This is a genomic window from Stenomitos rutilans (assembly GCF_059505485.1).
The window spans coordinates 1-5,937 of sequence record NZ_JCACKR010000037.1; the positions used below are offsets into that span (position 1 = coordinate 1).

General features: G+C 43.4%; 3 protein-coding genes. All 3 read left to right on the plus strand.

Translation table 11 applies throughout. From position 1 onward, the window contains the following. Nucleotides 1-32: 32 nt before the first annotated feature. The 3 genes from AC5JLP_RS06125 (at nt 33) to AC5JLP_RS06135 (ending at nt 5,889) form a co-directional block, all read left to right on the plus strand. Entirely contained in the window at nt 33-1,685 is a 1,653-nt protein-coding gene (locus tag AC5JLP_RS06125; protein WP_496067035.1) for a peptidase domain-containing ABC transporter, read from the plus strand. A gap of 83 nt (nt 1,686-1,768) precedes the next feature. Beyond that, on the plus strand, nt 1,769-3,178 hold the full coding sequence (locus AC5JLP_RS06130) for an HlyD family type I secretion periplasmic adaptor subunit (protein ID WP_496067037.1): 1,410 nt from the start codon (nt 1,769-1,771) through the stop codon (nt 3,176-3,178). Between the two features lie 41 nt (nt 3,179-3,219). Next, nucleotides 3,220-5,889 (plus strand): hypothetical protein, encoded by a 2,670-nt coding sequence (locus AC5JLP_RS06135; RefSeq protein ID WP_496067036.1) that lies wholly within the window; start codon nt 3,220-3,222, stop codon nt 5,887-5,889. The last annotated feature ends 48 nt before the right edge of the window (nt 5,890-5,937 follow it).

The following is a 5,937-nucleotide window of genomic DNA, read 5'->3' on the forward strand; positions in this document are numbered from 1 at the left end:
CATGACCTTTTAACCTATCCCACCCTTGTCTGATGCACAACCCCTCTTTCTTTGTTCAGTTGTTTGCGCTAGCAAACCCACTGATGGTACAGGTGATTATCGATAAAGTAATCGTACAGGGCAGTGTGGGAACCCTTCATCTTCTAGGCGCTTTCCTGTTGTTGCTGGCAGTCTTTGAAGCAGTTCTCATTTGTCTGCGAACTTTCTTGTTCGTCGATACGACCAATCGTATTGATTTAGCTCTCAGTTCACAAATTATCGATCACTTGCTACGATTGCCCCTGAGCTATTATGAGCGCCATGCAGTGGGGGAATTGGCAACCCGAATCAATGAACTGGAGAACGTTCGGCAATTCCTTACAGGTACAGCATTGACTGTAGTGCTAGATGCAATCTTCTCAGTTATTTACATCATTGTAATGTTTAAGTATAACTGGTCGTTGGCACTAGTCGCTTTAGCAGTTATTCCTTTCTTTATTGCGTTAGGGAATGTAGTGTCTCCTCTCATCCGAAATCAGTTGAGATTTAGGGCCGAGCGTAATGCAGAGGCTCAGTCGTATTTAGTGGAGGTTGTCTCTGGCATTCAAACGGTAAAAGCGCAGAACATAGAACTGCGAGCGCGGTGGGAATGGCAAAAACTTTATGCCCGCTATGTCAGTGCTGGCTTTAAAACAGTTATCACATCTACTACTGCGAGCTCTACAAGTAACTTTCTGAACGAGATATCTACTCTGTTAGTACTTTGGGTCGGTGCCTTTCTTGTTCTTCAGCATCAACTTACTTTAGGCGAACTCATAGCCTTTCGCATTATTGCAGGTTATGTAACGAACCCTTTACTACGGTTAGCTCAAACGTGGCAAAACTTTCAGGAAATTTCCCTATCCCTTGAAAGGCTTGGCGACATAGTAAATGCTTCTCCAGAAGTTGATGAACTAGAGCGATCAAACATTCCGATGCCTCTCATTGAGGGACATGTGAAGTTTGAAAATGTCTCCTTCCGGTTTGGGTCTACAGGACCTATGCAACTGAATGATATAAACCTAAAGTTTCCATCTGGAGTTTTTGTTGGCATTGTAGGAGGAAGTGGTTCAGGCAAGTCCACTCTGATGAAAGTTCTGCCGCGCCTTTATCCACTCGAATCTGGTCGGATTTTGGTCGATGATTACGATATTAGCAAAGTAGAGCTTTACTCCCTACGACAACAGATTGGAATTGTTCCTCAGGACACCTTATTATTTGACGGCACAGTACAGGAAAACATCGCTCTGAACTACCCTGATGCTTCATCACAAAAGATTATCGACGCCGCCAAAATTGCAGTAGCCCATGATTTCATCATGGGTTTACCCAACGGCTATAACACCAGGGTGGGAGAACGCGGATCAAGGTTATCTGGAGGGCAGCGACAACGCATTGCAATCGCCCGTACTGTTCTGCAGAACCCCCGTTTGTTAATTCTGGACGAGGCTACAAGCGCCCTTGACTACGATACTGAGGGGCAAGTTTGCGTGAACCTTGCAAAAGCCTTTAAGGGTCGTACCTTTTTCTTTATAACCCATCGCCTTAGCACCATTCGTAAGGCAGATGTAATTTTGGTGATGGACAAAGGCATTGCTGTGGAGCAAGGCAATTACGAGGAACTCATGGCTCTCAAGGGCTATTACTACCGCTTGTACAAACAGTAGGATGAACAAAGGTAGTTATTAACCATTCCATACTAACCACCTGAAATACGATGAACAACCTTACAGAAGATAAAGACGAAGTAATGCTTGGCTCTTCTCCCACAACAGCTTCGGTAGGAGACCTAGAAAAAGAACGTACAGCACCTAGCCAAAGATTATCTGTGCCTGTCTTTGACCAACCTGTCATTTTGAAGCAAAGCTCGCGATGGTCAAGGGGCATTGTGTGGAGCTTGATCAGTGTGGCAACTTTAACAGTCATATGGTCCGCTTTTGCTCGCATTGAAAGAGCTGTACCCGCAGCAGGCAAGCTTGAGCCGAATGGACGGGTTCAAGAAGTGAAAGCTCCTGTCGGAGGCGTAGCAGCAGAGGTCTTAGTATCAGAAGGGCAGCCAGTGAAAAAGGGAGATCTGTTAATTCGACTCGATCCAAGACTCACTCAATCCCAGCAGCAGTCTTCTCAGCAAATCCGCGACTCTCTAGTTAAGGAGAACCAGCTTTATCGTGCTGTGATGGTTAATGTTGCAAAGCCTAATGCTCAGAAATTGAATCTGTCATCAGAGCTAGTATCGCAGTTACAGGTAGGAAGCAGCACTGCTTTCAGCTCTGAGCAACAAATCCGATTACAGGTTGGATTGGCGGAGGTCAATTCTCGTATAGCAACAACTCGCTCTGAAATACCTCAACTTCAGCAGCAACTGGCTCAGCTTCGAGGCCAACTGGCAACTACTCGGCGAAGCTTGCAAATTGACCAAGGAATCCTGGGTAACGTTCGCTACCTAGCAAAGGTTGGTGCCGTTGCGAGAGTGCAGATGCAGCGTCAGGAACAGGAAGCCTTGAAAGGTGAAACCGAAGTTAATCGGCTAACTCAGGAGATAGAGCGGATTCAATATGCAATTGCCCAGGCTGAGGAAAAAGTTGTAAACACTATTGCCGATGCCAGTAACGAGATGTTGTCGAGAATTAATGAAAACGACAAACGAATTGCTGAAATTGACAATACACTTCATCAAGCAAAAGTTAATTTGCAGTATCAAGAGTTGCGTGCTCCTGTTGATGGAACGGTGTTTGACCTGAAGATGAATAAGCCTGATACAGTTATCAGTTCAAGTGAGCCTATTTTAAAGATTGTTCCTAACGATCAATTGGTAGCTGAAGTTTACATCACAAATCAAGACATTGGGTTTATCAGGAAAGATATGGATGTCGATATCCGAATCGATTCGTTTCCCTTCAGCGAATTTGGGGACGTTAAAGGCACGCTTGTCCTGATTGGCTCAGATGCTCTACCTCCCGATGCAATTCACCCCTTCTACCGTTTCCCAGCAAAAGTTAGATTAAACAGCCAATCTATCAAGATTAACGGTCAGGAGGTATCTCTTCAGCCTGGTATGTCTGTCACGGCAAATATCATCACCACCCACAATCGCAGCGTCTTAGCTATCTTTCTAGACCAGTTTGCAAACAAGACAGATAGCCTGAAGAACGTGCGATAACTGCTGTCTTACCATCAACTACAACATTAAAGGAGCTAGTGATGTCTTCTAACGCCTTCAATCCTGATCATAGCGCGAATACTGAACACCACTCCATGTTTGGTGCATCTGACAATGCTTCTAGCCCAAATCGTGATTTTACTGGGCAACCAGTTAAGAAAGCCTCAGTAAGTCACGAAAGTCTAGGAAGCATAGACTCAGAATTTGACAATAGATTGTTCAGTTCTGATTCTACCCATGATGATATCAGTCTACACATACAGTCTCATCTTTATGGCGATGAGTTTAAGAGTAGCATTTCACCAATTGATTATACAGCTCATTTTGCTGGGCGAGGGCTTAAGCAACTGGACAAAGCAGTAGAGACAGGAACTCAAGCGGTAGGTGAGGCGATCAACCATTCAGCGAAAGATTTCTCTGAGAGAATCAGTCATTCAATCGATTCGATTCAACAAAATTGGGAAACACCAGATAATAAGGTTATCCGTGCTTTGAAAAAGTGGGGAAACCAAACAGGTAATCTTTTCGGACAACAAGTTACTAATGCATCTACTCAACCAAACGTCCAAGCGTTTATAAATGCCACTGGCGCTGTATGGAGAAATGTTGTTGCTAAAACTGGGCAATCAGTTCAATCAGCGCAAGCAACGACACAGAACTTGTTAGACGGTGTATATGGTGAGTCTTATTTCGAGAAGTCCCAATCACTAGCTCTACCGATTCTTGGTAAATATCAAGAGATTCAAGAACAGGATGACAAGCTTAAAGAGTCGCAAAACACTCTCGTTAACAGCTTGAATTCGTTGAATCAACAGAGGAATGTAATCGATGAGCCTGAGTTAGAGAGACGAACGGCACGTCAAAAGGATCTTGATGAGCAACTTAATTCTACTCAGCACCAGCTTGAACAACCTCTTCATAATTATCAAGAGCTTGTTCGTCAAAGTGAGTCCTTAACACCAAAATCAATCTTGCGGGACAAGATTGACGAATACACTAGTGAAGAAGATAGACAAGCCTTACAATCACTACTTCATCTAGATATCCCAGATATAAAAGCAATTGATGGGCTAATTTCGAAGCAAAAAGACTTGTTGGAAGAGTATAGGAATAATGTAGAAAACGTATTTAAAACATACATTTTACCTACTGGAGAAGAAGCTATCTCAACGCCAATTCCTCTTAACCCACTTGCAAAATATATACCCGGACAGGAATTAATAATTGCCGCTCTTGAAGCAACGAAAAAAGCTTTCATATCAAAGAGTGCCGAACTACATCTAGAAGTCTCAAAAAAGAAAGGTCCCGTAGAAGATCTAGAGTTAAAGGTTGACCAACTAAAGACGGATAGCACCAACAATAAGCGCGACTTGAATTCAGCTCAAACTGCTGCAAGCAAAGATGCTAAAGACATTACACGAGTTGAAGATGAGTTGAAGACTCTGCAAAATCAAAGAAATTCTACCCAACAGGAGCTTCAGGATTTTCTCGATCGCTACAGTCATTTTCTACCTGAGGCTGAACTACAAGTAGCCATTACGGAACGCCTACAATATGTACAGGCTCAGTTCGACAAAACTGCTGGTTTGAAGGAGCGAGCCCCGCTTCAAGAGCAGCTCGATTGGTTAAAGCTGAAACAAGCATTTGCAGTTGATCATTCCAATTTCTCACTGAAAGAAGAATGGAATGGACTGATCGTAGACCTCAAAGGGCGAAAAGATGACATGGAAAAGAGTGGCAAGCAAGCACTGCCACTCCAACAATATATCCAATTTCTTACTGACGTGGACTCCAACAAGGTTTATGTTCCAGAGGAGATTGGTGAATTGCGCGATCGCTCGGTTGCGCTATCAAAAAACCAGACTGAGCTTGAGAGCATATTGTCTGACCTTGGGAGTACCCACAAGCGCTTGACAGCAGTTCCTCAGAATCAAATGACTCAAGAGAATTTAGCCCTGTTGCAACAAAACGAAAAAGACATTCGATTATTTCAGCGTGTAGATGTCGCGCTGAAATATGAAGCTAACCAGTTAGATATATGGGTCAAATTTTTAGACCATGTAGATACACCAACCCAAGACCGTCTGCAACTAAATATCACATGGCAAAAAGCTGAGGTTGCATGGAAAACGGTTGCTAACTTTGTTCAAATAAGGCAAGGTTTTGTTCTTTCTCAAGGAGATGCTAATGTTCTCAAATCCTTCATCCACGAAGGTGTGAAGCATTTGCAAGAACTATCGCCTATTAACGATCTGAGCAACCAATTAAAGTCTTTCATTGATTTTGGGCTGCTTGCTAGCGAGATACAACCAGACTTCTTTAAAACTCGTGTTGTTCCTCAGGTCAACGGGTTTATTGGAGATCTACAGAACTGGAACCAATCTTTAACCAACATTTCTCAAACTCTGACTCAACTGGTGCGGGCTATACAACCAACGCCTACCTTTGGCACAGAGCTTATCCGGTTTATTCAAGTTCAGCTCAAGCAAATTGCAGTAGTTCAAACTCAAATTCGCTCCAACCTAAAAGAGTTGCAAACAGCTCTAAGTGAATCGGAACAGCCCCTGTCAATGCTACAACAGCAGCAGCAACTTGATCAGGCGGTTCAACTTAAGCAAAATGAGCAGCAAGCAAATTGGCTGAATGAACAGCAGATAATCACGCAGAAGATTCAGTCTGGATCTTTAACTGCTGACGATCTTAAGCATTAGAGCTGTCGGGAAATAAGAACGAAGTTAGCCAACATGACCTTTCAAGTT